The sequence below is a fragment of the Amycolatopsis sp. DSM 110486 genome (assembly GCF_019468465.1).
Classification (GTDB): Bacteria; Actinomycetota; Actinomycetes; order Mycobacteriales; family Pseudonocardiaceae; genus Amycolatopsis.
Map to the genome: position 1 here is coordinate 441,139 of NZ_CP080519.1, position 25,606 is coordinate 466,744.

Here is a 25,606-nt window from a genome sequence, read left to right on the forward strand (position 1 = left end):
CTCAGGGGCCGCTGACGAAGAAGTACTGACCACCGCCAAGAAGCCGTCGGCACACCACGTTTCACCGGCTTCCCGTCAAGCAGCCAGCTCCCCCCGTGCGCCGAGGAGTGCCAGGCAGTTGGCCCACATCGCGTCCAGGCGCCGGAGGTCGTTGTAGAGCTTGACGAACATGATCTGCCCCTCCAGCTGCGCGACGATCGACCGCGCGGCCTCCCGGGTGTCTGCGACGTGCGCGTCACCGTGTTGTTGCGCCTCGGCGACGACCTTGTGGACCAGATCCACCTGCGCCTCGAAGATCTCCTGCAGCCGCAGGCGAATCGCTTCGGTCTGGTTGCTCAGCTCCAACGTGAGATTGCCGAAGAGACAACCCGAGACTGTGCCGCAGCTGCGCTGGCCGGCCTGCAGGGTGTTCCCCGTCGCTTCGAAGAGGCGGTGCAGCCGGTCGAGCGGACCGTCCTTGGTCACCAGGATCTCCGACCAGACCGCGAGCTGCCCGGCCCACTGCTGCTCGACAACGGCGAGCGCGAGGGCCTCTTTGGACTCGAAGAAGTAGTAGAAACTGCCTTTCACCACACCCGCGGCCTTGCACACGTCGGCGACTCCCATTCCCGCGTAGCCGCGCGATTCGAGCAGCGCCTGAGCGGAAGCCAGGATCTTCTCCCTGGCATCACTGGTCCGTCCCATGAGAAAAGCCTACGCCGCCAAGACTTCCCGAGCCAGGAAACCGTTCCGCGGGCCACGAATTCGCCGTGGGAGCCTGCGCCTAGGTGGTGAGTGGTTTTACCTCCTGGCGATGAAGCCGCCGTCGGGGTATTCCTGAAGGTGGACAACCGGTCTACTACTTGAGCGAATCTGCCGAGGTCAAGATGGACTACCAAGCGGTCATCACCCGGGTTCTCGACGCCTGGAAGGACGGCGTCGACTCGCACCGGCCCGATCGAGTCGCGAGCTGCTTCACCGAAGACGCCCTGTTCCAGGGTGCGCACCCTGGCTATTCCCTCGGCCGGAAAGGTGTCGAGGAGTACTACGCGGAACAGCCCGTCGGATTGACGGTTCGTTATGAGATCAGGGAAATCCGGCCCCTCACCCAGGACGTGCTTTCCGCCTACGTCGATCCGGTGTTCACCCGCCCGGACGGCACGGAGCTTCGATTTCACCTGACCGTGATTCTGCTCCAGCAGGCCGAAGGCGACTGGTTGATCAGCCACTACCACGTGTCCAAGATCGTGGAATGACCGTCGCGATCTCCGTCTGACATCCAGCGGCCCCGGCGTCGAAAGACACCGGGGCCGCTGAGGCGTCTCGGAAATACATCTGATTCCGCGGCCCACAGTCCGGTTCCTCGGATCAGTCCCCCGTGGATTCGATCCGAAGTGGACGGCGCCGCCCCGGGGCCGCGGACGGTGGGTGTCCGTGGCCCCGGGGTGGCGGGGTGTGTCAGTGGCCGGCGCTCTGGCCGCCGTTGACGTTGAGGATCTCGCCGGTGACGAACGTGGCGTTTTCCAGGTACAGCACGCCTTCGACGATGTCACTGACCTCGCCCATGCGGCCCAGCGGGTGCAGGCCGGCGCGCTCGGCGTAGGTCTCGGGCGGGTTCAGCGCGGTCTTGTGGATCCCCGGGGCGACCGCGTTGACGCGGATCCCGCGCCCGGCGTATTCCACGGCCAGCGACTTCGTCGCCGCCTGCAGGCCGCCCTTCGTCAGCATCGACACCGACGCCGGCACAATCGACACCGGGTGGTCCACGAAACTGGTCGTGATCTGCACGATGTGCCCGCTACCCTGTTCGAGCATGTGCGGAAGCACCTTGCTGGTGATATTGAACCAGCCGGCCAAGTTCACCGACACGACCCACTGGAAATCCTCAGCGGTGAACTCGGTGAACGGCTTCGCCGCGAACACGCCCGCGTTGTTGATCAAGGTGTCGATCCGGCCGAACCGCTCGATCGCCGCGGCCACCACCCGGTCCGACGTCGCCGGGTCGGTGATGTCACCCGCCACCGGCACCACGCCGGCGTCACCGGACTCCTCGACCGAGCGCGCCGTGGCGACCACCGCGTAACCCAGCTTGCGGTACCCCTCCACGATCCCCGCGCCGAACCCCTGCGACGCGCCGGTGACCACGGCCACCTTCTGCCCGCTGTTGCTGCTCATCGTTTCCGTCCTCACGTAGTAGACCGGTTGTCTACAACCAGGACTACGCCGCCTGGGCAGGCGCTGCTAGAAGACAAAACCACCCACCACCAAGACGGAAACTCCCACCGCAGAAGGAGCGCAGCAGCCGGCCGGCGACCCGGACCCAGTCCGGGTGGCCGGCCCGTGTGGACGGTCGTTACTCCTTGCCCTTCGCCGCGGAGGCCGCCGACGTCACCTGCTCGGCGCTTTCGCCATCGACCGTCTCCTTTGTGACCTTCGCGGCGTGCAGCAGGGCCTTGTCGACCTCGATGACCCAGCGTTCCTCGAACAGCGCGACGATGCCCGAGCTGTCCGGTGGCAGCGTGTCCTCCACCTCGGCCTTGATCTCCTTCTTCTCCGCGTGCGACAGCAGCCCGCCGACGCCACCGCCGAGCCCGGCGCCCACGAGCGCACCGGCGAGCAGGGACGGCGGGAAGATCAGGCCGACGACCGCCCCGCCGACGGCGCCCCACGTGGCGCCCTTGCGGGTGGTGTGGAAGTCGTCGTCGACGTGGATCTTGCCGTCGCCGCGGCGGCTGACGAGGATCAGGCCCTTGACCTTGATCACGTCCTCGTGGGCCAGCTGTTTGATCGCGGCCCAGTCACCGCGGGCCGCGTCGGGGTCCGAATAGGCGGCGATGTACAGGTCGACGGGCGCGTCCTTGTTCGAGGCCATGGCCGGTCTCCTCCCGAGCGTCTCGGCGCGAGCATGCCGTCCCCCGGCGGCCCGGCACCTCACCCGCGCCGGGTGGGGTCAGGAGGGCGCCGGCGAAACCGGTTTCGCCTCCCGTTCTTCGGCGGCGTAGGCCTCGGCTTCGGCGTTCGCGCGGTAGTCGGCGGTCTCGCGTTGCAGCCGCCGGCGCACCGCGGGCTGCTGCGCCAGCGCGATCGCGAAGACGGTCAGCAGCACCCAGATCGCGACGCAGCTCAGCACGATCGCGATCGCCGGCAGCACGACCGCGCCCAGCCGCTCCGTCAGCGCCCGCGCGGCGAGCACGCGCCAGAGCAGCATGAAGTTGACGAGGTACCCGACCGCGGACGCCACGCCGAGCGCGATCAGGAACTGCTTGAGAGTGCCCGTTTTGCGCCGCTTCAACAGAGGTTCGTCGCGGTTCGGCAGCACGATCGAGAGCACATTGCCCACGCCGAGCCACAGCAGGATGAAACACACCACCAGCGTGCACGCGCGTGCGAACGCCCCGAACTCCCCGGCGCGCCAGGCCAGCAGGGCGCTGAGTGCGAAGCCGACCGGCGCGACGATGCACACGAGCGCCAGATTCTTGATCACCAGCAAGTGCCACAGGCGCGACCCGGTGTCCAGCGCCGCCCGCACGCGCATGGCGTCGAAGCTCATCGCGTTGACGCAGACGGCACCGCCCATCACGTACGAGATCGTCCACAACCCCAGGTACGGCAGCCATTTCTGGTCCTGGTCCCACCGGAACAGCCGCAGGTACCCCAGGTACAGCAGGCCCAGGCCGAACGCGACCCCCAGCGCCTTGACGGATTTGCGCGGCTTGCGGGTGAGCACGTACCGGATCTCCCCGGCGAGCCCGTGCGCGAGCGCCGGGCCGTGGCGGCTCACGGCGTTGCTGCCGTGCAACGGCACGTGCCCGTCGGCGGCCACCGCACCCGGCTCGTCCTCCCCCGCCCGGATGCGCGCCAGCCGCGCCTCCAGCACGGCCCGCGCCGCGTCGGTCAACGCCATCCGCGCGATCGCGACGGCGGCCACCCCGTCGCGCTCAGCCTGCGCCGCGTCTTCGTGTGTCACAGTCTCGTGTGTCACGGTCGGGTGCGCCACGGCCTCCGCGCGGTCTTCCTGCGGCTCGGCGTCGACGTGGGTCTGCCGCAGCCGCGCCCATTCCGGCGACAGCCGGGCGGGATCGACGTCGCGGTGCATCTCCCGCCGCTGCTCTTCCGAGGCCGCGCGCGCCTTGCCGATCATGCGGCGCACGTCGTCCTCGTCCTTCCACTTCGCGGCCATCGCGTTCTTCTCGGCCGCCGCCGCGCGCTGGACCAGCTCCACGAGATCGTCGACCGCTGCCATACCCCAATCGTAGGAGCGGCGAACAGGGCAGTACAGAGGCGCTTTTCCAGCCGTACACTGGACCGATCGCGGAGGTGGGACGATGAGCGCACAGGAACAGCAGGCACTGGATTCCCTTTACGAGATCGACAATGTCCTCACGATCGACATCGTGATGCCCCAAGCCGACTGGGACGCCGTGCGCACCGAAGAGCCGGCCGGCGGCCGCTGCAACTTCGACTGGACCGGCGGCAGCCGATTCACCTGGCGAAAGGCCACCTCGGTCGAAATTTCCGGCACGAAATTCCCCGCCCGGACGTCATTTCCCGACGTCGGCATCAAGAAGAAGTCGTTCTGCGGTTCGTTCAGCAACGACAAACCGTGTCTGCACATCGACATCGGGAAGTTCCGCGACGCCAACAAGCCCTTGATCACCGCCCTCATCGGGTCCCGGTACCTGACGCTCAACAACTCCGTGCAGGATTCCGCTTTCGTGCGGCAGCCGCTCGACTACAAGCTGTTCGAGCTCGCCGGGCTGCCGCATTCCCGCTGCAATTTCGCGCGCGTCCGCGTGAACGGCACCCTCGTCGGCCAGGGAACCGGCGCCCTCGGCCCCGGCGTCTTCGTGAACGCCGAACCGATCATGCCCCGCTACATCGAGCGCAATTTCGGGAACATGAAAGGGAATCTCTACGAGCTGGAACACAAGGACGACTTCACCGACGCGCGGTTCGACTTCATCGGCGTGGAGGACCTTTCGGAGTTCGACAACAAAGCCGACCTGCGCCTGGCCATCGACCACCTCGCCGCCCACGGGCTGAGCGGGGCCGCCGAGGTGTTCGACCTCGACCAGTTCGTCAAGCTCTACGCGATGGAGTTCTTCCTCAAGCACTGGGACGGCTACACGGGCAACACGAACAACACCTACGCCTACAACGACGTCGAGGCCGTCGCCGCACCCGGTCTGGGCAACGTGAAGTTCAAGCTCATCCCGTGGGGCGTCGACCAGACCTTCCAGCCCACGCGGCACTTCACGGTGCGCACCAGCGGGCTGCTGGCCAAGCTCGTCCACAACGACGCCGGCCGCCGCGCCCAGCTGATGGACCAGATCCGCACCTACCGCGACACGGTCTTCGGCCGCAAAACCCAGCAGGAAGTGCTGACCCCGCTCCTCGAACGCATGGGCGTCGTCCTGACGAGCCTGGGCGTGCCCGACATGCCGGCCCAGCTCATCTCCGTCCGCAAGCAACTGCGCCTCGCCACCTCCGCCGGCTACCTCTGCGCGGGCCTGCCCGGCCCCGACGGCGCCTACGTCCGCGAAGACTCGACCAACGAGTGCCTCCACGCGAGCACCGAACCCGTCCCCGCCGCGCCCGGCGCGCCACCGAACTTCGAGGTCGTCCACCGCCCCCGCCCGGCCGACGTCGAAGACGCCGACCTGTGGTCCTTCGGCCCCCTCGGCGCCGGCACCTCGCCGGCCGCCAAAGCCACCGGCCGCCTCCTCCACGCGAGCGCCACGACCACACCCCTGGGCCACCAGCTGCTCTACACGTGCGCCGCCGACAACTCCAACCACGCCGACGAGTTCACCCTCACCCCGATCGACCCGGTCGCCAACCCGACCAGCTTCAGCGGCTTCTTCACGCTCACCAGCGTCCGCACCGGCCAGGGCGTGACCTTCGGCGCCGATCCGACGCCGGGCGGGAGTCCGAGGGTGTACCAGGATCCGGCACTGTCGAGGTTGTACTTCACCTGAGCGGGGCTTCACGACTGACCAGCCCTCAGACATTTGGTGCGCGCGTGGCTCATCACCCGCTGGCGGCATCCACCACAACACGTAAGCCGGCTGTTGACCGGCCGCGCGGGTTGCCCGCAGTTTGCCCGAATGGCGTTGTCGTAGCCGACCAAAGTGTTGGCCGCACCGTCCATGTGATGGTGAGCCATTTTCTGGCGAGATCGTTCCATGCCCGGGGGGTGCCCAGCTACCGGAGGTGCCTGCGCCGTTCGTCAGCATCATCATGGAAGCGGACTGGGCGCGTCGATCGCCATGACGCCGCATGGCACGAGCATCCCGATGGGGCTGGTCCTGGCGCCCGCGGGCAAGGCCGTCGCCCAGAACAACGGGCTCGCCGGCGGTCACCCGGGGCAACAGCGGGCTGGACCTCGTTTCGCGGCAGAGCCCCGTCGCCTCGCTCCTCGCTTCCGGCCCGATATCATCCACAATGGACGAACTCGGGTCTTCCTTGGAGCCCGGGCAGAACTGGCTGTGGCCCGCGACCTGCGCGAAGCCAAGATCACGCCGGATGCGGCAGAATCCGTCTACGGGATCGTCCTGGCCGGCGGCACGGTGGACGAAGCCGCGACGACCGCCGAACGCGCTCGGCGGCGCGACACCCGGCGCGACCGCTCCCAGGCGCCGGCCTCGCTCGGCAAGACCGACCTGACCAGCGCGCGCCGCCTCGACGACAACCTCGTCGAGCCTGTCGACGGCGGCCTGGCCTGCGGCCACTGCGGCGACCGCCTCAGCACCGCCGCCGGCGACCCGGCGGTCGCGGTCCACGAAGGACCACCGTCGGACGCCGGGCCGCAGATCATCGCGGACGCCGCCGACTACGTCGACGCCCGCGTGGTGTTCCGCCAGTACTGCTGCCTGTCGTGCTGGACGGCCCTGTACTCGGGCGTCGTCCCGGCGGACCACCCGCACACGCTGACGGCACTCGGTCACCGGACCGCGACACCGGCCGGCTGAGTTCCGCGGTCAGCGTCAGCGAAGAAGCCCAGGCCCCTCGGCCTGGGCTTCTTGCTTGCCGCCGGACTCGAACCAGGAGCCCTCCTGCTGTTCATGCCGGGTTCACGACCACGGCCGGACGGGGTCACCACCGGCCGCAAGAGTGGGCGGGGTCTGTTCCGGTAAGAAAGGACCCGCCCATGAGACTGCGCAGATCGCTGGTGGCGCTGACGCTGACCGCCGCTGCCACGACGGCGCTGCCGACGTCGGCGTTCGCGGACACGGCCCTCGACGTGACCGGCAGCGAACAGGTCGCTCCCGGCGTTCGCCTCGAGACCTTCACGACCGCTTCGGCGAGTGCCGCGACCATCCAGGGTGAGCTGCTGACCGTCGACCTGCGCAACCCGCGCGTCTCGGTGGACCTGCTGCACCCGCAGTCGGTGGCGCAGGCCGCGACGGTGTCGCAGATGGCGAACGCCCAGGGAGCGGTGGCCGGCGTCAACGGCGACTTCTTCAACAACACCGAGGCCCAGCACCCCGGCGTCGCCTTCACCGACTCCTCCGACGGCCCCGAGATCGCCGATCGGCGCGTCCTCAAGGCCGCCGTCCCGAACGGGCAGCGGTTCGGGCCCGGGATGCCGCCCGGAGTCACGACGGAGGCTGTGCTCGGCGTCGGCGTCGACCGGGTGGCGCGCCTGGGCTCGGCGCACCTGGAGGGCAGCGTCCGTATCAAGTCGGCCACGTACTCGCTCGGCGGGCTGAACCAGTACGCGATCCCCGTCGGCGGCATCGGCGCCTACACCAGCGCGTGGGGCGCGACCTCCCGCGCCCGCTCGGTCTGCGGCACCGACACCAACCGGGGCGCCGCGTGCAGCACGGACACCACCGAGGTGACGCTCGATCACGACCGGGTCGTCTCGGTCGGCGACACCGCCGGCGCCGGCGCCATCGCGCGGGACGAGACGGTGCTGGTCGGGCGCGAAGCCGGCGCGAACGCGCTGCGGACACTCAAGGTCGGCCAGCACGTCAACGTGCATTACACCCTGTCGACCGGGCGCGGCATCCCGTTCAGCTTCGCGATCGGCGGCTTCCCGATCCTCCGCGACGGCACCGTGGTCCCCGGCCAGGACGCCAAGACCGCCGCGGTCCGCACCGGCGCGGGCTTCAGCGCCGACGGCCACACGCTGTTCCTCGTCGCGGTGCAGGCGAAACCCGGCACCAGCGGCGGCATGACCACCCCCGAGGTCGCCCAGCTCCTGCAGCAAACCGGCGCCGCCAACGCCGTGAACCTCGACGGCGGCGGCTCGACCTCACTCGTGGCTCGCGACCTTGGCGCTCACACCGTGACGGTGCGCAACCACCCGACCGACGCCGCGGGCGAGCGCTCGGTCGCCAACGGGATCGGGGTCTTCGTCCGCTGAGGACCGTCAGGACGTGGCCGGCCCCGTCCTGACGTCGTCGCCGTGGAAGCCGGCTCCTCCGCCTTCCACGGCGACGAGCTGCACACGCTTCGCCGATCTGTGGGTTCTCGAGCTGCGCTCGTCACACGGGGCGAGGATTGTGACGATGGGCACAGCCACCGATGTCGGAACCACGGCACCGGCTCCGTCCCAGGGACACGAGCGGCCACGAGGGCCGCGCGACACGGGAGGCAACCATGACGATCCGCCGATTCGACCACACCGGCTTCGTGGTCGAGGACCTCGCGGCCGCCGTCGCGTTCTTCGTCGAACTGGGGATGGAGCTGGAGGGCGAGACCAAGGTCGAGGGCGAATGGGTGAACCAGCTCGTCGGGCTGGACGACGTCCGGGCGGACCTCGCCTTCCTGCGGGCCCCGGACGGCCACGGCCGGATCGAGCTGTCGGCGTTCCGCTCGCCGGTGTCGACCGCCCCCGCGCCGAGCGCGCCGGTGAACGTCCCGGGCATCCCTCGCCTCACCTTCGTCATCGACTCCGTCGACGACACCCTCGAACGCCTGCGCGCCCACGGGGCCGAGCTCGTGGGCGAGGTCGCGCGGTACGAGGACTACTGCCGGTACTGCTACGTCCGCGGCCCTGCGGGCGTGATCATCGGGCTGGTCGAGGAGCTCGGCTGAGGCACCACGATTCCGCGAGCGCAAGCCGGTGTCGCCGCTGACGCTGCCGGGGGTGTTGCCGGATACGTTGCACAGCCCGAAACCATGGGGCGAGAACGCATCCCTCTCCCTCGCGCGGCTCAGCGCGCACCGAGCAGCGCCGCGATCCTCGGCGCCTCAGCGGTCTTGAACCGCACCTCGACGTGACCGGAGCGATCGGCGTGAAAGGTGGCGGGTTCGTACCCCCACACCAGCCGCCGTTCCTCCGTCCGGACCGTGACGCCGAAGGGCCGGCCCTCGCGCAGCGGCACGTCGATGTGCTTGCCCGTCTGCTCACCGCTGGTGAGCCACACCAACAACCGCCGCCGCGTCACCGCGAGGGCGCCCGCCGCGGCGTCGACGGCGCCGAACCGCCACACCCCCGGCGCGCGATAGCCGCGATAACGCACCGATCCGGTGAGCCCCTCCGCCAGGCACACGACGCCCTCACCCCGCAGCTCCGCACGCATCGGCTCGGGCAGCCGGCCCGATCCCAGCACGGCGCGCGCGAAGAAGTTCACGCTCTCACCCTAAGCGCGCCCCCCGCGCCCGCGAGGGCACTTTCACCGCCCCGCGCGCGCCCTCATTGCGCATTCCGGCCGGTGGGTACGCGCAGCGGCTGGGCCGGCCCGTCCGGGGTCCTCGAACTGTGTTACGTGCCGGCCGACAAATAAGGCCGGTCACGGCGGGGGTCTCGGCGAACCTACACTTCTTTGCCCTTTTCCCGCGAAGCCTGCACGCGCGCGATCCGCTGGGAAGTCCGGCGAAGGTGCTTGGCCATGATCTCGCGCGCCTTTTCCGCGTCCCGCGCGGCGATGGCCTCCACGAACTCGCGGTGTTCGCTGGTGCCCCGGTGGCCCATTAGCGGCGCGGCCACCTGGGCCTCGCGCAGGGACATCAGCAGCGGACCGTGGAACGAGTGCACCAGCATTTCGATGGCGGCGTTGTGGGTGCACTGCGCCACGCGGACGTGAAACGCGGCCGACATCTCCATGCTGTACTCGCCGCGTTTCAGAGCGGCTTGGTGCTCGCGGGTCAACTCGCGTAGGTCCTCGACGTCCTTTTCGGTCGCCCGCTCGATCACCGCGTCGATGATGCCGAGCTCCACTACCTGCCGGGCCTCGATGACTTCCGGCGCTGTCATCGGCGAGAGGTTCACGAGGTCGGCGAGGTTCGCACTGAGCTTCGTCGACGAGGGCGTCGTGACGAACGCGCCGCCGCGCGCGCCGACCCGGATCGCGACCAGGCCGGCGGCTTCCAGTACGCGTAGCGCCTCGCGGACGGTGACCCGGCTGACGCCCATCTGCTCGCACAGGGCGCGCTCGCTCGGCAGGCGATCGCCGGGACGCAGTTTGTCGGCGCGGATGAGCGAGCGGATCTGCTCGACGATGACTTCCGACATCCGGCTCGACGACACGACGTCGAACAGTCCGCTGTCCGCCCGCGGAGCAGCCGCGGATCCACCCCGCCCTGCTGGTTCCATGCGCCGATCCTCTCACAGGAACACCGAAACCCCCGCTGTCGCGGCGCCCGACCAAGGGTTGACCCGCCGCTGGAGGGCGCCTTATGGTCATATCGTCGTTCGGACTAACCAATAGACCAGACCTTCGGAACAAACAGGAGGCGCCGTGAGGGAGTCCGTCGCGCTCGCCTGCCGGGTGCTCGCCGCGACCGGCCTCGTCGAGCACGTGCTCGGCCACATCAGCGTCCGCACGTCGCCGGACGAGCTGCTGGTGCGCTGCCGTGGCCCGGAGGAAGCCGGCCTCCGCTACACGACGGCGGAGGACATCCGGCCGGTGCCGCTGCACGGCACGCCCGAAACCGGCGAGTGGAGCGTGCCCAACGAGCTCCCGATCCACACCGAGGTGCTGCGGCGCCACCCCGAGGCGACGGCCGTGGTCCACGCGCACCCACCCGCCGTGGTCACCATGGCGCTCGCCGGGCTGCCGTGGCTGCCGCTGTTCGGCGCCTACGACATCCCCGCCGCGCGGCTGGCCGCAGACGGCATCCCCGTGTGGCCGCGCTCGGTGCTGGTGAACGACCACGACCTCGCCGGGCAGATGGCCGACGCGCTCGGCGACCGGCCGGTCCTGGTCCTCAGTGGACACGGGCTGGTCAGCGTCGCCGGCGGCGACCCCGAGACCGCGGTGGCCCAGGCCGTGTTGCAGGCCATCGCCGTCGACACGCTCGCCCGGCACACCCTCGCCGTCGCCCACGCCGGCGGGAAACCGGTGGCGATCCCCGACGAGGACCTCGCGCTCCTGCCCGATCTGGGCGGGGCGTTCAACGTCACGACCCTGTGGCGGCACGTGGTGCGGCGCACCGAGAACCCCTGAAGTCCCCCGCGAGTACGACAAGGAGAGCAGCAGTGCGTGACGAGTACCTGAAGGGCGTCCTGGCCAGCGAGAAGAAGAACCTCGATTCCTCGGAGATCGCGGCCCGCGACGAGTTCAACCGGCAGCACCCGCCGAACAAGGGCCTGGTCGTGGAGGACGACCTGAGGAAGATGGAGCTGCCGGCCCGGCCGTGGCGCAACAACCGAGGCCACTACTTCGACCTCGCCGACTACGAGGTGCTGAGCGCGCACATCTCGGAGCTCAAGCCGGGCAACAACTCCGTGCGCCACCGCCACACCACCGAGGCCTACCTCTACGTGGTCAAGGGACACGGTTTCTCGCTCGTCAACTACGACGACGAGCCGATCGAGGTCGTCGAATGGCAGGAGGGCACGCTGTTCGCGCCGCCTCGGTGGGCGTGGCACCAGCACTTCAACCTCGACGGCAATGACACCGCGCGCTACCTCGCGATCCAGGACACGGGACTGCTGCGCACGATGCGCCTGCACAACATTGAGCGCCACGGCGTGCAGCTCTCCCCCGACGAGGGCAAGCAGCTCCTCGACGCGGCCGTCGAGGCCGGCACCACGCACGGCGCCCGCAAGTAAGCGATTCCCTCGGCCGTGCTCCCGCACCCGAGGCGGGAGCACGGCCGAGCCACGAACCCATCCGACCTGTGAGGAGTGCCCGTGCCCGAAGGAACACCCGTGTCCGAATGGCTGGACCCGACCGTCGCGACGTCGTGGCTGGAACAGGACAGCCTCGTCGGATTCCTCGTGCTGCCCCGGCGAATCGCCGCCACGCTGGTGGCGGGCGACCGGCCGCGGACGAAACTGGTGGCCGACATCGGCAGCGGCCCCGGTGACTTCCTGGAGGTCCTGCTCGATCTCTTCCCCGGCGCGCACGGCATCTGGACCGACGTCTCCACCGTGATGGAAGACGCCGCCCGCGCGCGACTCGCCCGCTTCTCCGACCGCGTTTCCTACCAGCTCACCGACATGACGGACCTCGCGGAACTGCCCGGTGACCTCGACGTGGTGATGACCTCGCGGGCCAGCCACCACCTGAACCCGGCGCAGCTGGCGCGGTTCTACACCGAAGCGGCCGAGCACCTGGCGCCCGGCGGCTGGCTGCTGAACCTCGACCACATCGGGCCCGGGCCGGTGTGGGACGCGCGGCTGCGCGCAGCCCGCAAGCAGCTCATCCCGCCTTCCGACAAGGCCGGTGCCCACAAGCACAACGACGCGCTGCCCTCGGTGAACGACCACCTCGAAGGGCTCGCGAAGGCCGGGTTCGGCGACGTCGAGATGCCCTGGCGCGGCCTGTACACCTGCCTGCTGGCGGCTCGTCGTGACGGTTGACGGATCCCACCGGCTCGCCCGCGTCCGCGTCGCGCTCAGCGGCCGCGAATGGGCGTCGCTGGGCGGCATGGCCACTGTCGTCCTGCTGCTGAACCTCGTCGGCTGGGGGGTGCTCGGCCTCGTGGTGGCCCCGGAGCACCACGCGCTGGCCGGCGGCGGGTTCTTCGGCGTCGGGCTCGGCGTCACGGCGTTCACGCTGGGCCTGCGCCACGCGTTCGACGCCGACCACATCGCCGCCATCGACAACACCACCCGCAAGCTGATGGCCGAGGGGGGCCGGCCGCTGTCGGTCGGGTTCTGGTTCTCGCTCGGTCATTCGACCGTCGTGTTCGGACTGTGCCTGCTGCTCTCGATCGGTGTGCGCGCGCTCGCCGGATCGGTCACGGACGACTCGTCGGCGCTGCACCGGGTGACGGGCCTGATCGGCACGTCGGTATCGGGGGTGTTCCTCTATATCATCGGGATCGTCAACCTGGTCGTGCTGTTCGGCATTCTGCGAGTGTTCCGCGAGATGCGCCACGGCCGGTTCAGCGAAGCCGAGCTCGAGGAGCACCTCGCGCGGCGCGGCGTGCTGAACCGGCTGCTGTCCGGCCTGACGAAGGCGGTCCGCAAGCCCTGGCACATCTACCCGGTGGGTGTCCTCTTCGGACTCGGGTTCGACACCGCCACCGAGGTGGGCCTGCTCGTGCTGGCGGCGGGCGCGGCCACTTTCGCCCTGCCCTGGTACGCCATCCTCGTGCTGCCGGTGCTGTTCGCGGCGGGGATGACGCTGTTCGACACCGCCGACGGCTGCTTCATGAACTTCGCCTACGGGTGGGCGTTCGCGAAGCCGGTGCGCAAGGTCTTCTACAACCTCACCGTGACCGCGCTTTCGGTGGCTGTCGCGCTCGTCATCGGGACGATCGAGCTGCTGTCGATCCTCGCCGACCGGCTCGGGATCGTCTCGGGCCCGCTGGCCGCGATCGCCGACCTCGACCTGAACAACGTCGGCTTCGCGATCGCCGGGTTGTTCGTCGCGACCTGGCTCGTCGCCGTGCTCGTCTGGCGGGTCGGCCGGATCGAGGAGAAGTGGTCGGCCCACCTCTCCGTCGACCCCGACCGTTAGGCGGGCGGCCCGCCGAACAGCTCCGCCACGCCCGCGACGGTGATGCCCTCCATCACCTCGCGCGCGGTGTGCGCCACCGGCAGGTCCTGGCCCACGCCGTCGGCCATGCGGAACGCATTGGCCAGATCCTTGCGGTACCAGGTGAAGCGCATCAGTTCGAGCTGCGCGAGCGTGGCGCTCGCGGCCACTCCGTCGAGCAAGGCCCGGCGCAGCTTCGCCGGCTCGACGCCGAGGCTGCGACCGAGCCGCATCGCCTCGACGATCGCCGTGATCTGGCCCCAGTGACACAGGTTGTTCACCGTCTTGCCGACCTGGCCGGAGCCGAGCGGACCGAGGTGGTGCACCGCTTTCGTCCACGGCTGCAGCGCCGGGCGCACCCGGTCCAGCACAGCTTCTTCCCCGCCGACCAGCAGGACGATCTCGCCGTTCTCCGCTCCGCGGACACCGCCGGTGAGCGCCGCGTCCAGGACGGCCACTCCGGCGCCTTCGGCCTCGGCCTCGACGCGGTGCGAGGTCTCGGGCGTCACCGAACTGCAGATCAGCAACGCGGAGCCAGGCTTCGCCGTGGTCAGCACGGCCGCCGACACCTCGAGCACGTCCTCATCAGACGGAACGATCACGAGCACCACGTCGCAACCGCCGAGCCCGGCCGCGGACCCGGCCGCCCTCGCGCCCGCGCCGACCAGTTCGTCCACTGTGGAGCGATTGCGGTCGAATACAACCGTGTCCCAGCCGGCGCCGGCGAGGTGCCGCGCGATCGGCGCGCCCATCGCACCCAGCCCGGCCACGCCAACGCTTCCGTGATCCGACATCAGTACCTTCCTCCCCGCCGACGGGGCCGCACCCCGCGGCAGTCGAAGCGAAAGGGGCCTGCCTCGCGATGAATCCACGAGACAGGCCCCTTCTTCACGGACGCCTCAGACGGCGCTGGCGGCTTCGGCCAGTTCGCCGGTGTACTCCGGAGCGTTTTCGAAGTAGTGCACCTTGTCGTAGCCGATGTGCTTGAACATGCGGTTCTGCGCGGACAGCAAGCGCAACGGAGTGCCGTCTGCGGCGTAGTGCACGGCGATCGTGTTCTGCGGAACGTAGAGCGTGTCGCCCTTCGTGATCTCGTGCCGGGTCGGCGTCTTCGCGACTCGCGCGTAGTACTTCTCCGCGATCTCCTCCTGGACCTCCCAGTGCAGCGAATAGCCGGAGCCATCGAGCACATAGAGGACCTCGTCGGCCATCTTCCAGTGCTTGCCCGAGCGGCTGCCGGCCGGGATGTCGAGCTCGAAGACATCGACGGAGAACTGACGCAGGTCCGTCCGCTCGGGACTGTTGAGCACGCGGACGCGGCCCATCGGGGTCGTTTCCCAGACCGTGTCCTCCTGCCGCACGACCTTCTTGCGCTCCAGCACACCGTCGGTCCAGATCCGCGACCAGTCCTCGCGCTCACCGAACTCGTCCGGCCGCTCGATCGGACCGCCGCGGCCCTGCTGCAGCAGACCCAGGAACATCCACGTGCACTTGGCCTTCATCACCAGCGCGACGGCTTTTTCGTCGTAGGGGTTGTAGTGCCGGTGCACCGAGTCGGTGTGCACGAAGACCAGTTCCCCGGCCTTCCAGTCGTAACGCTGGTCGTCGTGGATCTCGTAGCCGGCACCTTCGAGGATGTAGAAGGACGCCTCGTTCTGGTGTCCGTGTCCCCGGTTGGAGCTGTGCGGCGGCAGTTCGACGAAATGCACCTGCAACGTCTGGGTCAGGAAGTCCTCGTCCCCCGGCCCGATTCGCCACCACGTGCGGGACTTCTCCGAGTCGCCGGAGTGGCCGACCTTCGCGTCGTCGACCACCACCGAGTCGTCGCGGACTCGTTCGGCGGCCAGCTGGGCCTGACGGAACTGACCGAGCCCGTAGGTCTCAGAAGTCAAGCCACGTACGAACACGCGTCCCTTCTTGCCCATGCGTTCCTCGCTTTCCCGCGCCTTGGCGCTTTTCGACGGAGGCAGAAGATGTTCCTCCCGGGCGCCCCGCCCGGGTACGCTCCGAAGTATAGGCCTAACTGTCCTACCAATCCAGAGCCCGACCTTCCGGGAGGCTTCGTTGAGCGACGTCCACCTCAGCATCGCGACCACCGACTACGACCATTTCCGCGACTTCCGCACCGGCGCCGTGCGCGCCCAGGGCATCGACCACACCTGGTCGATGCTGAGCCACCACGAGATCTTCGCGCGGTTCACCGCCAACCGTGAGTGGGACGTGGCCGAGTTGTCCTTCGCCAAGTTCAGCGCCCAGATCACCCGCGACGAGCCGGACATCGTGGGGCTGCCGGTCGTCTGCTCGCGGCTGTTCCGGTTCGGCTCGTTCTACGTCAACCGCCGCAGCGGCATCCGCTCCGTCGAAGACCTGCGCGGCAAGAAGGTCGGCTCGCCCGAGTGGGCTCACTCGGCCGCGGTGTACATGCGAGGCTGGCTGCACAACGACATGGGCGTCAAACTCGATGAGATCGAGTGGTACCAGGCCGGCGCGAACGCCCCGGGCCGCGTCGAGAAGGTGGAGCTGAACCTGCCGCCCGGCGTACGGCTCACCCGCGTGGCCGACCGGTCGCTGTCGGACCTGCTCGCCGCGGGCGATATCGACTGCGCGATCATCGCGCGGCCGCCGACGTGCTTCCTCGAAGGCCACCCCGACGTCGTGCGCCTTTTCCCGGACTACCGGGAAAAGGAACAGGAGTACTTCGGGGACACCGGCATCTGGCCGATCATGCACTTGATCGCGATGCGCCGCCAGGTCCTCGACGAGCACCCGTGGGCCGCTCGCAACCTCTACAACGCCTTCCTGGAGTCGAAACAACGCAGCGTCGAACGGCTTCTCGACCCCGCCGTCTCGCGCTACCCGCTCCCCTGGCTCGCCACCTACGGCCGCGAGATGCGCGACCTGTTCGCCGGTGACCCGTTCCCGTTCGGCATCGAACCCAACCGTGCCACGTGGGAACAGCTGCTCACCTACGCAGCCCAGCAGGGCATCGCGCACCGGCTCGCCACCGCCGACGAGATCTTCCCAGCCGGGATCATGACCGAGGTGGTGGTGTGAACCCGGTGCGGTAATCCGCCATTCGGCCCTACGGTTTCCGCCGGGCTTTGGCAGAATGGCTGCCACTTCGACGCAGGGACGCGCCCGCCCGCACTCACCGCGCACGGGCCGTCCCGCGCTGCGCTCACCGTCCGAAGTGGATCCGCGGGCCGAGGATTTCGATCGGGACCAGCATCGGCATCAACGGTTGACAAATGGTCATACCATAGGTCCATACTGCTCGAACCGAACGGCCCATGGCCTCAGGCACCGGACCCTCGGCACCCGAAGCTCCGCGACAGTTCCGCACTCACATCGTGGTGAGCCCGCCTTGTTCCCGGCGGCGGTCCGCTCACCGAAGGGAACCGCAATGCACAAGAGGCGAAGCACCCGACGGACCGTCTCGGCCGTCCTCGCCGGCGGCCTGGCGTTGACGATGGCCGCCGCGTGCGGCTCCGGCGCGGCCAGCTCTACCGACGAGGCCCAGACGACGGCCGACCAGCGCAACCCCCAGCAGCTCGCCGAGGTGGCGGCGAGGGAAGGCCAGGTGGTCTGGTACACCACGTTCGCCGACACCGACGTCGCTCCGATCATCGCGTCGTTCAACAAGGTCTACCCGAAGATCAAGGTCAACGCCCTGCGGCTGAGCGCCGACAAGATCCCGCCCCGCGTGATCACCGAGCAGCGCGGCGGCAAGTACAACGCCGACGTGGTCTCCGGCGACTCGCCGCAGATCGCCCAGCTGCTGCAGGCGGGCGCGCTGCAGCCCTACAAACCGGTCGACGCCGCACCGCTGCCCGCCGGGCTCAGCCTGCCCGACGGCTACCAAGGTGTCGTGTACGCCGTCACCACCGTGCTCTCCTGGAACCCCCAGGTGCTCACGCAGAAGGGCCTGACCGCACCGAAATCCTGGGAGGACCTCACGAAGCCCCAGTGGCGCGGGCAGTTCTCGATCGACCCCGGCGCGGTCAACTGGTACGACAGCCTGATCGCGGCGATGGGCCACGACAAGGCACTGGCGTTGCTGAAGGGGCTCGGCGACAACGCGCCGGTGTTCGTCGAGAGCCACACCCAGTCGCTGACCAACGTGCAAGCCGGCGAGCCGCTCGCCGCCGCGACCGCCTACGGCTACAAAGCCTCCAGCCTCAAGAAGAAGACGCCGAACACCCTGGACTTCGTCAACGGCACACCGCTGCCGGCGTCGCTGAACCTCATCGACGTCGTGAAGAACTCGCCGCACCCCAACGCCGCCCGCCTCTTCGACGACTGGATGGTCTCCAAGGCCGGGCAGCAGGAGATCGTCGACGTCACCAACCACACGTCGGTCCGCCCGGACGTCACCAACGACGCGAAGGTGTGGGACGAGACGAAGTGGCCGGCCGCGTGGGGGCACCCGAACCTCTCGCAGGCGGACTACAACAACGAGCTCGCGGAAATGAAGTCGGCACTCAAAGCGCCGTGACCCCCTGACGGCCGTGGCGGACCCCGCCGGCGAAAGGACCCACGATGACCCTGCTGGACACCCGACCCGGCGACCCGGCACCCACCGAGACCGGCCGGTCCGCGAAGACCTCGCGCCACCGGTCCTGGCGATCCCTGCTGCAGCCGCGCTACCTCACGCTCGCCGTCGCGGCGATCGCGGTGGCCTACCTCGCGCTGGTCCCGGTCGGCACGATGATCTACGCCAGCTTGCAGACGTCGTTCCTCGGCACCGGCGTTTCGTCATGGACACTGCACAACTACGCCACGACCTTCGCGTCCGACGGGTTCGGCACGCTGGTGCTCAACTCGTTCCTCTACGCCGGGCTCACGGCGATCGTCTGCACGGTGATCGGGTTCGGGCTCGCGTGGCTGGTCAGCCGGACCAACACCCCGTGCAAGACGTTCGCGCAGCTGGCGGCGCTCGTCCCACTGATCGTGCCGGGGATCCTCAACACGGTGGCGTGGGCCCTGCTGCTCTCCCCCGAACGCGGGCCGCTCAACGGCGTCCTGCGGTCGGTGGGACTCCCGACATTCAACATCTACTCGATCGCCGGCATGGTGTTCGTGCAGTCCATCCACGTCGCGCCGGTCGCGTTCCTCATGGGCACGGCGGCGTTCAGCTCGATGGACTCGTCGCTGGAGGAGGCCTCGCTCGCCTCGGGCGCCTCCCCCGTGCGCACCTTCCGCGTGATCACGCTGCGGATGGCCCGGCCGGCGATCCTGTCGGCCGCGCTGCTGATGTTCATCCAGACCATCTCGACGTTCGAGGTGCCGCAGCTGATCGGCGTGCCGGGCCACACGTACGTGTTCGTCAGCCGGATCTACAGCGCGCTGCAGGCGTTCCCTGCGGATTACGGCACGGTCGGGGTGATCGGGGTGTTCGTGCTGGTGATCGCGTCGATCGGGCTGATTCTGTCGCAACGGCTGAGCCGGCGTTCGGCCACGCAGACGATCACCGGCAAGGGGTTCCGCTCGACGGTGCAGGACCTGGGCAAGTGGCGCTGGGCCGGACTGGCCGTGTTCATCCTGTTCTTCGTCATCGCGGTCGTGCTGCCGCTGGCGATGCTGATCTGGTCGTCGCTGCTGCCCGGCTACGAACCGCCTTCGCTGAAAGCGCTGGGAGACCTGGGATTCGGCAACTACGCCCAGATCTTCCGGCAGCCGGCCCTGATCGAGTCGGTGCGCAACAGCGTCGTCACGGCGGTGAGCTCGGCGGTGATCGTCACCGCGCTCAGCGCCGTGGTCGCCTACCTCACGGTGAAGACGAAGGTGTTCGGCCGCGGGCTGCTCGACGGGCTGGCGACGGTGCCGATCGCCGTACCCAGCATCGTGATGGGCGTCGGCATCCTCTACTGGTACCTCGCCGCGCCGCTGCCCGTGCACCTCTACGGCACGCTGACCATCCTGGTCGTCGCGTTCGTGACGATCAGCCTGCCGTACGCGATGCGCTACCTCGTGCCCGGCATGTCGCAGATCAAGGACGAGCTCGAAGAGGCGGCGACCGCGAGCGGCGCTTCCTGGGCCCAGACGTTCCGGCGGGTGTTCATCCCGCTTCTCATGCCCTCACTGCTGGCCGCGTTCCTGTACACGATGATCGTCGCGTTCCGCGAGATCTCCGCGGCGATCTTCCTGTACTCCTCCGGGTCGGAGGTCGTGTCCGTGAGCATCTACGACCTCTATTCCAACGGCTCGTACCCGGTGGTCGCCGCGCTCGGAGTGGTGATGGTGCTGTTCCTGACGATCCTCGTCGCCGGTGTCCGGCTGCTCGGGCGCCGCTTCGGGATCCAGGGCGCGAATCAGAGCTGAGCACACCCGACAACAACCCCCGCGGGAGAGTGGGATCCGAAGATGATCAGGCTGACCGGACTGACGAAACGATTCCCGGGCCGGACCGTGGCCGCCAACGCGGTCGACGGGATCGACCTGGAGATCGCCGAGGGCAAGCTGGTGACCCTGCTGGGCCCCAGCGGCTGCGGGAAAACCACCACGCTGCGGCTCATCGCCGGGCTGGAACGCGCCGACGCCGGCTCGATCGAGCTCGACGGCAAGGTCGTTTCCGATCCCCGCAACGGGGTGTTCGCCGGCGCGCACCGCCGGCCGATCGGGATCGTATTCCAGTCGTACGCGATCTGGCCGCACATGTCGGTGGTGCAGAACGTGATGTTTCCCTTGCGGGTCAACAAACCCCGGATCCGCGCCGCGGCGGCGCGCAAGAAGGCGCTCGACGCGCTCGACCTCGTGGGCCTGGCCGACTTCGCCGAACGCCCGGCCCCGGCGTTGTCCGGTGGCCAGCAGCAGCGGGTCGCGCTGGCCCGCGCCCTGGTGCGCGAGCCGAAGGTGCTGCTGCTCGACGAGCCGCTGAGCAACCTCGACGCCGGGCTGCGGGACCGGATGCGCGACGAGATCCGCGCCGTGCAGCAGCGGCTCGGCATCACCACGGTTTTCGTCACCCACGACCAGGACGAGGCCCTCGCGGTCTCCGACGACGTGGTCGTGATGAACAGCGGCTCGATCGTCGAACGCGGCCGGCCGCAGGAGATCTACGCCCGGCCACAGCAGGAGTTCACCGCGCGCTTCCTCGGGGTCTCCAACACGCTCACCGGCGTCGTCACCGAGGTGCTGGAGACCGGCGTGTGCGTGCAGGTCGGGCCCGGCCGGCTGGTCTGCAGCACCAGCTCCGAGCTGAGCGCGGGCGACGCGGTCAGCGTGTTCATGCGGCCCGAGAGCTTCGGGTTCTCCCGCAAGCAGCACGACGCCGAAGCGTGGAAAGGCACCGTGGAGTTCAGCATCTACCACGGCGACTGCTGGGACTACTACGTCCGGCTCGGCGACGACGTGCTGAAGGTCCGCGTTTACAAGGAGAAGGTCGGCCTCGCCCACGGCGACCCGATCTTCCTGCAGCCCGAGCCCGAGGACGCGATCGTCCTGCCCGCACACTGACCCGAGAGGAGCACGGCCGCCGATGACCGCCCCGTACCCCCTGTCCGCGCAGGCTCCCGGTGTCCCCGCTCCGCTGCCGGGGTTCGACTACCCGGCGCCGCGGTTCCCGGGATACCTCCTGCAGGAGCGCACCGACGACCTCGAGGAGCTGATGCCGCTGGCGCGGGCGCACGTGCGGCGCCGCTACGGCCGGTCCGCGCTCGGCGACGTCCGGCCCGGCGACGAGTTGCTGATCGTCACGTTCCCGCACCAGCACGAGCTCGTGTTCCAGGCCATCCGCGAGGCGCTGCTGGAGATCGGCGTCGCGAAGGTCGACCGGATCGACGTCACCGACCTCGGCATGGAGGTGAAGTCCTACAGCGCGGCCGAGGGGTGGCGGGAGATCACCGACCGGCTGCCGCCGATGATCGAAGAGGGCATCGAGTTCAACGTCGCGGCGGCGGCGCTGAAGCGCTACCTCGACGATCGCCCCGGTTACACCGGCGTCTACGCGGGTGAAGCCGGTCGCTCGCACTGGAAACGCGCCGCCGGCAAGCGGATCCGGAACAACTGGGTGTACTCGACCTACGAGGACTTCATCTCCCGCGCCAACGGGATCCCCGACGAGATCTGGCGGACCGTGGACCTCATGGTGGTGGACGCGTTCCGCGACGCCGCCGAGGTCCGCATCACGAGTCCGGAAGGGACGGACCTCGGCTGGCAGGTGACGCCGCAGCAGGCGGAGCTGTGGCCCAAGGGCGCCTACATCTCGGGGCACATCCTCGGCTCGACGATCCAGGGCATCCGGTTCGGCCACCCGGCGGAGACCTTCCTGCGCGAAGCGAAGACTTTGATGCCCACGCTCAACGGCGTGATCGGCGGGACGAGCAACCACACCGGATACTTCCCGCACGCGTCGGTGACCATCGAATCGGGGATGATCACGAAGATCGAGGGCGGCGGCCGCTACGGCGAGCTGTGGCGCGAAGTCGTGGAACGCTACCGGGACACGCGCTACCCCGGCTTCCCCTATCCGGGCTGGGCGTACTTCAACGACGCGTCGATCGGCACCAACCCGAAGAGCTACCGCCAGATCGAAACCCTGTGGAACTACAACGACTCCTGGACGAACCTGCCCGAGCGCGCGCAGGCCGGCGTGATCCATTTCGGCTTCGGCGCCGAGCACTGGGACCAGACCTTCCTCTCCTACGCCAAGGAGAACAAGTTGCCGACGATGCACTTCCCCCACGTGCACAACCTGTTCGCCACCTACGAGATCCGGCGGCGCAGCACCGGCGAGTGGGTCAAGCTGATCGACAAGGGCCGGATCACGGCGCTCGACTCCGAGCGCGTGGTGCGGCTCGCCAGCAGCCTCGGCGGCACGCACCACCTGGAGTACGACTGGATTCCCGCGGTGCCGGGCATCAACTACCCCGGGGACTACCACCGGGACTACGCAGCCGATCCGGTCTCGTGGATCCGCCGCGAGCAGAACGGGGAGTTCGCCCGGTGACCGCGCCGTTCTACCTGCCCGCCGGCGACGAGGTCGACCTCTTCCGCGCGGCCTACGACCAGCGCATCCCGGTGCTGCTCAAGGGACCCACCGGGTGCGGCAAGACCCGGTTCGTCGAGTACATGGCGTGGGAGATCGCGAAACAGCGCACCGGGGCGCCGCCGGACGAGCCGCTGGTGACGATCACCTGTCACGACGACCTCACCGCGGCCGACCTCGTCGGCCGGTACCTGCTCTCGGCCGAGGGCACGACGTGGCTCGACGGGCCGTTGACGCGGGCCGCGCGCACGGGTGCGATCTGCTACCTCGACGAGGTGGTCGAAGCCCGCAAGGACACGACCGTGGTGCTGCACTCGTTGACCGACCACCGACGGATGCTGCCGCTCGAACGGCTCGGCACCACCGTGGCGGCGCACCCGGACTTCCTGCTGGTGGTGTCGTACAACCCGGGCTACCAGGTCACGAGCAAGGACCTCAAGCCGAGCACCCGACAGCGGTTCCTCGCCATCGAGTTCGGCTACCCGGACGCCGATCTGGAGGCCGAGATCATCGCGCACGAAGCGGGCGTGCCCGCGGACGTGGCCGAGGCACTGGCCGCGCTCGGCGCCCGGATCCGCAACCTCGACGCCGCCGATCTCGTCGACGGCCCGAGCACCCGCCTGCTCGTCCACGCCGGCGCGCTCATCGGTCGCGGGGTCGCACCGCGGCGCGCGTGCGATCTCGCGCTGGTGCTGGCCACCAGCGACGACCGGGACGTGCAGGACGCCGTCCGGCAGGTGACGCACGCCGTGTTCGCGGCATGACGGCGCTGGCGCCGCTGACCGGCTCACTCTCGCTGTACTACCGGGCGTTGTGCGGGCGCGGCTGCGAACTGGTGCCCTACGACGACGATGCCGAACTTCGCCAGCGGCCCGACACCGCGACGACCGTGCGGCTCCCGTCGCACGTGCACTCGGGACCGTCGTGGTACCAGGTGGCGCTGACGCACCGCGCGCTACACCACGAACTCGGGACTTTCGAGCTCGCCCTCGACCGGCCGGAGCCGTTCTTCCGGCGGCTGCGCCCGGCCGGCCTGAGTGGCGGGCTCGACCGCTTCGCCGGCCTGTTCGGCCGAACGGCGCTCGCGGTCGAGGTGTTCACCGTGCTCGAAGACCTGCGCGTGGACACCGCGGCCCTGCGGCTGTTCCCCGGTCTGGCACCGGCCTACGAGCGGGTACGCGACGACGAGCTGGCGACGAGGCCGGACCTCGCCGAGCTGCCGCCCCGCTCCGCCGCGGCCGAGGCGCTCGTCCGGCTGAGTCTCGGCGCCACCTCGATCCGGCTGCCGCAGCCACTGCATCCGGCAGTCACCCGAATGGCCGCCGTGGCCAAGGTACTGGCCGACCGAGAGTCCACTGTGGAATCGACGGCCGAGGCGGCGATCCGATGCTACGGCGTGCTGGCGCGGCTGCCCAACCTCACGCCCGCGGCGGGGCCGGACGAAGATGTCGCGTTCACCGAGTCCGCTGTGGACGACGGGTTCACGCTGCCGGGCCAGGAGTTCCGACTCGAAGGCGACGAGGTGTTCGACGTCCGGTTCGCGCCCGTGCACTACCGCGACGTGCCCGGTCCCCGGTATCTCGGTTTGTCGGCTTCCGGCATGCCGCTCACCGAGGCGATCCTGCGGATGACCGGCGAGGAAAGCCAGGCGGCCGACGAGTTCACCCAACGCTCGCTGGCGGCCGAGAGCGGACAGGTCGACGTCACGACGGTCCAGCGCCCGCCGGAGCCGCTGCCGCACGACCACGGCCCCGACCTGGAAGACCACCACCACGGGGAAACCGGGCCCGTCCACGCGAACGGACGGCACGAGTTCGCCTACCCGGAGTGGGACCACCGCGCCGGGGAGTACCTGGCCGACTGGTGCCTGGTGCGCGAGAAGCGGCCCCGTTCGGGGCGCAGCGGCCGCGCGCACCGCGACGCGCTCAAGCGCAACCGCGCGCTGCTGCCCGCGCTGACCGCGCAGCTGGAACGCATGGCTCCGCTCGGGCGCCGCCGGCGCACGCGGCTGCGCCACGGCGACGACCTCGACCTCGACGCCTGCGTCGAAGCCATGGCCGACTTACGGACCGGACGGACGCCGGGCGAGGCCGTGTACAGCGCGCTCGAACCGGTGGCCCGCGAGGTGGCCGTCGCGTTCGCGCTGGACCTCAGCTCGTCGACGGCCGAACGTCTGCCCGAGCGCGACGACGGGATCCGCCGGATCCTCGACCTGGAGCGGGAATCGGTCGCGTTGCTCCTCGAGGCGGTGGAGCGGGTCGGCGACAGCTACGGCATCTACGGGTTCTCCGGCACCGGCCGCGAGGACGTCGTGGTTTCGGTCGTGAAGTCCCTCGACGAGCGGCGCACGCCGGCAACCCTGCGGCGGCTCGACGGGCTCGTGCCGCAGCACACCACCCGGATGGGCCCGGCCATCCGCCACCTCACCCGCCGGCTCGCCACGCACGGCGCCCCCTCGAAGCTGCTCGTGCTGGTTTCCGACGGTCGTCCGTTCGACCTCGACTACGGGCAGCGGTACGGCCAGGACGCCGTGCTCGACTACGCGCTCGCCGACACCACCCGCGCGCTCGCCGAAGCCCGGCTCGCCGGCGTCCGCCCGTACCTCATCACCGTCGACCCGGCCGGCGGCGACTACCTGCGGACGATGTGCGACCCCGACGAGTACCACGTGATCGCCGATCCGCGTGACCTGCCGGTCGCCCTCGCCCGGCTGTACGTCACCGCCCGGCGCGCCTGGCCCGTGACGTAGAGCCGGGAG

General features: G+C 69.4%; 24 protein-coding genes. 16 read left to right on the top strand and 8 right to left on the bottom strand.

The window, feature by feature from the left end:
* Positions 1 to 75: 75 nt before the first annotated feature.
* Positions 76 to 684: a TetR/AcrR family transcriptional regulator gene (locus tag K1T34_RS02190; protein WP_220242626.1), complete on the bottom strand. Its 609-nt coding sequence runs from the start codon at positions 682 to 684 to the stop codon at positions 76 to 78.
* 158 nt (positions 685 to 842) lie between these two features.
* Here K1T34_RS02190 and K1T34_RS02195 point away from each other — a divergent pair, with 158 nt between their 5' ends.
* Positions 843 to 1,235: an SgcJ/EcaC family oxidoreductase gene (locus K1T34_RS02195; RefSeq protein WP_255638252.1), complete on the top strand. Its 393-nt coding sequence runs from the start codon at positions 843 to 845 to the stop codon at positions 1,233 to 1,235.
* 202 nt (positions 1,236 to 1,437) lie between these two features.
* Here the strand turns inward: K1T34_RS02195 and K1T34_RS02200 are convergent, their stop codons facing one another.
* The 3 genes from K1T34_RS02200 to K1T34_RS02210 form a co-directional block, all read right to left on the bottom strand.
* A complete protein-coding gene (locus tag K1T34_RS02200; protein ID WP_220242627.1) occupies positions 1,438 to 2,154 on the bottom strand; it encodes an SDR family NAD(P)-dependent oxidoreductase in 717 nt (238 codons plus the stop codon).
* Between the two features lie 178 nt (positions 2,155 to 2,332).
* Entirely contained in the window at positions 2,333 to 2,851 is a 519-nt protein-coding gene (locus K1T34_RS02205) for a DUF1269 domain-containing protein (RefSeq protein ID WP_220242628.1), read from the bottom strand.
* A 78-nt stretch (positions 2,852 to 2,929) separates the two neighbouring features.
* Positions 2,930 to 4,222: a hypothetical protein gene (locus K1T34_RS02210; RefSeq protein ID WP_220242629.1), complete on the bottom strand. Its 1,293-nt coding sequence runs from the start codon at positions 4,220 to 4,222 to the stop codon at positions 2,930 to 2,932.
* A gap of 82 nt (positions 4,223 to 4,304) precedes the next feature.
* Between K1T34_RS02210 and K1T34_RS02215 the strand changes: the two genes are divergently transcribed.
* From K1T34_RS02215 to K1T34_RS02230, 4 genes are all read left to right on the top strand, one after another.
* Complete coding sequence (locus K1T34_RS02215) at positions 4,305 to 5,957, top strand: CotH kinase family protein (RefSeq protein ID WP_220242630.1); 1,653 nt, start codon at positions 4,305 to 4,307, stop codon at positions 5,955 to 5,957.
* Positions 5,958 to 6,467: 510 nt separating this feature from the next.
* Entirely contained in the window at positions 6,468 to 6,950 is a 483-nt protein-coding gene (locus K1T34_RS02220) for a hypothetical protein (RefSeq protein WP_220242631.1), read from the top strand.
* Between the two features lie 179 nt (positions 6,951 to 7,129).
* Positions 7,130 to 8,350 carry a phosphodiester glycosidase family protein gene (locus K1T34_RS02225; protein ID WP_220242632.1) on the top strand — a complete coding sequence of 407 codons (1,221 nt, stop codon included), beginning with the start codon at positions 7,130 to 7,132 and terminating at the stop codon, positions 8,348 to 8,350.
* Positions 8,351 to 8,586: 236 nt separating this feature from the next.
* The gene (locus K1T34_RS02230) at positions 8,587 to 9,024 is read left to right on the top strand and encodes a VOC family protein (RefSeq protein WP_220242633.1); all 438 of its coding nucleotides are present in this window, start codon (positions 8,587 to 8,589) and stop codon (positions 9,022 to 9,024) included.
* Between the two features lie 119 nt (positions 9,025 to 9,143).
* On the opposite strand, the gene K1T34_RS02235 is transcribed toward K1T34_RS02230, so the two are convergent.
* Together K1T34_RS02235 and K1T34_RS02240 are read right to left on the bottom strand one after the other, a co-directional pair.
* Positions 9,144 to 9,563: a hypothetical protein gene (locus tag K1T34_RS02235; protein ID WP_220242634.1), complete on the bottom strand. Its 420-nt coding sequence runs from the start codon at positions 9,561 to 9,563 to the stop codon at positions 9,144 to 9,146.
* A gap of 182 nt (positions 9,564 to 9,745) precedes the next feature.
* Positions 9,746 to 10,525, bottom strand: a complete 780-nt coding sequence (locus K1T34_RS02240; RefSeq protein ID WP_220242635.1) for a FadR/GntR family transcriptional regulator — start codon at positions 10,523 to 10,525, stop codon at positions 9,746 to 9,748.
* Positions 10,526 to 10,670: 145 nt separating this feature from the next.
* Here K1T34_RS02240 and K1T34_RS02245 point away from each other — a divergent pair, with 145 nt between their 5' ends.
* The 4 genes from K1T34_RS02245 to K1T34_RS02260 all read left to right on the top strand — a co-directional run bounded on the left by K1T34_RS02245 (position 10,671) and on the right by K1T34_RS02260 (position 13,844).
* Positions 10,671 to 11,378, top strand: a complete 708-nt coding sequence (locus K1T34_RS02245; RefSeq protein WP_220242636.1) for a class II aldolase/adducin family protein — start codon at positions 10,671 to 10,673, stop codon at positions 11,376 to 11,378.
* Between the two features lie 32 nt (positions 11,379 to 11,410).
* Complete coding sequence (locus K1T34_RS02250) at positions 11,411 to 11,986, top strand: cupin domain-containing protein (RefSeq protein ID WP_220242637.1); 576 nt, start codon at positions 11,411 to 11,413, stop codon at positions 11,984 to 11,986.
* 99 nt (positions 11,987 to 12,085) lie between these two features.
* Positions 12,086 to 12,739: a class I SAM-dependent methyltransferase gene (locus K1T34_RS02255; RefSeq protein ID WP_220242638.1), complete on the top strand. Its 654-nt coding sequence runs from the start codon at positions 12,086 to 12,088 to the stop codon at positions 12,737 to 12,739.
* A gap of 67 nt (positions 12,740 to 12,806) precedes the next feature.
* Complete coding sequence (locus tag K1T34_RS02260; RefSeq protein WP_220246949.1) at positions 12,807 to 13,844, top strand: HoxN/HupN/NixA family nickel/cobalt transporter; 1,038 nt, start codon at positions 12,807 to 12,809, stop codon at positions 13,842 to 13,844.
* Here K1T34_RS02260 and K1T34_RS02265 read toward each other — a convergent pair.
* Positions 13,841 to 14,656: an NAD(P)-dependent oxidoreductase gene (locus tag K1T34_RS02265; RefSeq protein WP_220242639.1), complete on the bottom strand. Its 816-nt coding sequence runs from the start codon at positions 14,654 to 14,656 to the stop codon at positions 13,841 to 13,843. The two genes, K1T34_RS02260 and K1T34_RS02265, sit on opposite strands and share 4 nt — an antisense overlap.
* Before the next feature lie 105 nt (positions 14,657 to 14,761).
* Positions 14,762 to 15,787, bottom strand: coding sequence for a cupin domain-containing protein (locus tag K1T34_RS02270; protein WP_220242640.1), 1,026 nt, complete (start codon positions 15,785 to 15,787; stop codon positions 14,762 to 14,764).
* A gap of 139 nt (positions 15,788 to 15,926) precedes the next feature.
* On the opposite strand from K1T34_RS02270, the gene K1T34_RS02275 reads away from it, so the two are divergent.
* From K1T34_RS02275 to K1T34_RS02305, 7 genes are all read left to right on the top strand, one after another.
* Positions 15,927 to 16,916: a hypothetical protein gene (locus tag K1T34_RS02275; RefSeq protein ID WP_220242641.1), complete on the top strand. Its 990-nt coding sequence runs from the start codon at positions 15,927 to 15,929 to the stop codon at positions 16,914 to 16,916.
* A gap of 349 nt (positions 16,917 to 17,265) precedes the next feature.
* Entirely contained in the window at positions 17,266 to 18,357 is a 1,092-nt protein-coding gene (locus K1T34_RS02280; RefSeq protein ID WP_220242642.1) for an ABC transporter substrate-binding protein, read from the top strand.
* Positions 18,358 to 18,401: 44 nt separating this feature from the next.
* Entirely contained in the window at positions 18,402 to 20,183 is a 1,782-nt protein-coding gene (locus tag K1T34_RS02285; protein WP_220242643.1) for an iron ABC transporter permease, read from the top strand.
* A 42-nt stretch (positions 20,184 to 20,225) separates the two neighbouring features.
* Positions 20,226 to 21,317, top strand: a complete 1,092-nt coding sequence (locus tag K1T34_RS02290; RefSeq protein ID WP_220242644.1) for an ABC transporter ATP-binding protein — start codon at positions 20,226 to 20,228, stop codon at positions 21,315 to 21,317.
* Positions 21,318 to 21,339: 22 nt separating this feature from the next.
* The gene (locus tag K1T34_RS02295) at positions 21,340 to 22,809 is read left to right on the top strand and encodes a hypothetical protein (RefSeq protein WP_220242645.1); all 1,470 of its coding nucleotides are present in this window, start codon (positions 21,340 to 21,342) and stop codon (positions 22,807 to 22,809) included.
* A complete protein-coding gene (locus K1T34_RS02300; RefSeq protein WP_255638253.1) occupies positions 22,806 to 23,612 on the top strand; it encodes a CbbQ/NirQ/NorQ/GpvN family protein in 807 nt (268 codons plus the stop codon). Before K1T34_RS02295 ends, K1T34_RS02300 begins: the two co-directional genes overlap by 4 nt.
* Positions 23,609 to 25,597 (top strand): nitric oxide reductase activation protein NorD, encoded by a 1,989-nt coding sequence (locus tag K1T34_RS02305; protein ID WP_220242647.1) that lies wholly within the window; start codon positions 23,609 to 23,611, stop codon positions 25,595 to 25,597. Before K1T34_RS02300 ends, K1T34_RS02305 begins: the two co-directional genes overlap by 4 nt.
* The last annotated feature ends 9 nt before the right edge of the window (positions 25,598 to 25,606 follow it).

What these genes read in the sequence shown, in the direction of transcription:
- K1T34_RS02295 (WP_220242645.1), top strand. Translation starts at nt 21,340, where the DNA reads ATGACCGCCCCGTACCCCCTGTCCGCGCAGGCTCCCGGTGTCCCCGCT.
- K1T34_RS02285 (WP_220242643.1), top strand. Translation starts at nt 18,402, where the DNA reads ATGACCCTGCTGGACACCCGACCCGGCGACCCGGCACCCACCGAGACC.
- K1T34_RS02240 (WP_220242635.1), bottom strand. Translation starts at nt 10,525, where the DNA reads ATGGAACCAGCAGGGCGGGGTGGATCCGCGGCTGCTCCGCGGGCGGAC.
- K1T34_RS02200 (WP_220242627.1), bottom strand. Translation starts at nt 2,154, where the DNA reads ATGAGCAGCAACAGCGGGCAGAAGGTGGCCGTGGTCACCGGCGCGTCG.
- K1T34_RS02205 (WP_220242628.1), bottom strand. Translation starts at nt 2,851, where the DNA reads ATGGCCTCGAACAAGGACGCGCCCGTCGACCTGTACATCGCCGCCTAT.
- K1T34_RS02230 (WP_220242633.1), top strand. Translation starts at nt 8,587, where the DNA reads ATGACGATCCGCCGATTCGACCACACCGGCTTCGTGGTCGAGGACCTC.
- K1T34_RS02280 (WP_220242642.1), top strand. Translation starts at nt 17,266, where the DNA reads ATGCACAAGAGGCGAAGCACCCGACGGACCGTCTCGGCCGTCCTCGCC.
- K1T34_RS02305 (WP_220242647.1), top strand. Translation starts at nt 23,609, where the DNA reads ATGACGGCGCTGGCGCCGCTGACCGGCTCACTCTCGCTGTACTACCGG.
- K1T34_RS02260 (WP_220246949.1), top strand. Translation starts at nt 12,807, where the DNA reads ATGGCCACTGTCGTCCTGCTGCTGAACCTCGTCGGCTGGGGGGTGCTC.
- K1T34_RS02210 (WP_220242629.1), bottom strand. Translation starts at nt 4,222, where the DNA reads ATGGCAGCGGTCGACGATCTCGTGGAGCTGGTCCAGCGCGCGGCGGCG.
- K1T34_RS02290 (WP_220242644.1), top strand. Translation starts at nt 20,226, where the DNA reads ATGATCAGGCTGACCGGACTGACGAAACGATTCCCGGGCCGGACCGTG.
- K1T34_RS02215 (WP_220242630.1), top strand. Translation starts at nt 4,305, where the DNA reads ATGAGCGCACAGGAACAGCAGGCACTGGATTCCCTTTACGAGATCGAC.
- K1T34_RS02225 (WP_220242632.1), top strand. Translation starts at nt 7,130, where the DNA reads ATGAGACTGCGCAGATCGCTGGTGGCGCTGACGCTGACCGCCGCTGCC.
- K1T34_RS02265 (WP_220242639.1), bottom strand. Translation starts at nt 14,656, where the DNA reads ATGTCGGATCACGGAAGCGTTGGCGTGGCCGGGCTGGGTGCGATGGGC.
- K1T34_RS02270 (WP_220242640.1), bottom strand. Translation starts at nt 15,787, where the DNA reads ATGGGCAAGAAGGGACGCGTGTTCGTACGTGGCTTGACTTCTGAGACC.
- K1T34_RS02190 (WP_220242626.1), bottom strand. Translation starts at nt 684, where the DNA reads ATGGGACGGACCAGTGATGCCAGGGAGAAGATCCTGGCTTCCGCTCAG.